Annotated in this window: 1 protein-coding gene; it reads left to right on the forward strand. The window is 27.3% G+C overall.

Translation table 11 applies throughout. The features are described 5' to 3' along the window. Nucleotides 1–100: 100 nt before the first annotated feature. Nucleotides 101–374, forward strand: a 274-nt coding sequence (locus AC1EUY_RS16180; protein ID WP_480196588.1) for a GIY-YIG nuclease family protein, incomplete at its 3' end; no start/stop codon positions are given.

A 374-nucleotide genomic window follows, 5' to 3' on the forward strand; every position in this document is an offset into this window, starting at 1 on the left:
GTCATTACGAGGAATGAAATGACGAAGTAATCTGTCAAAACAGAATTCAAATTAAGCAGATTGCCACGCTACGCTCGCAATGACAGATTAAAATAATATTATGAAAAAATCATTCGTGTACTTTCTGACTAATAAAAATAATACAGTTATTTATATTGGTGTAACAAGTGATTTAATAAAAAGACTATATCAACATAAAACAAAAACATTTAAAGGATTCACATCTAAATATAATTGTGATAAGCTTATTTATTTTGAAGAGTTTGATGATATTAATCAAGCCATCATTAGAGAGAAACAATTAAAGTCTGGTAATAGAAAACGAAAAGAAGAATTAATTAATTCTTCGAACCCTGAATGGAAAGATTTATCAG

It is taken from the genome of Maritimimonas sp. 2210JD6-3, from assembly GCF_056591795.1.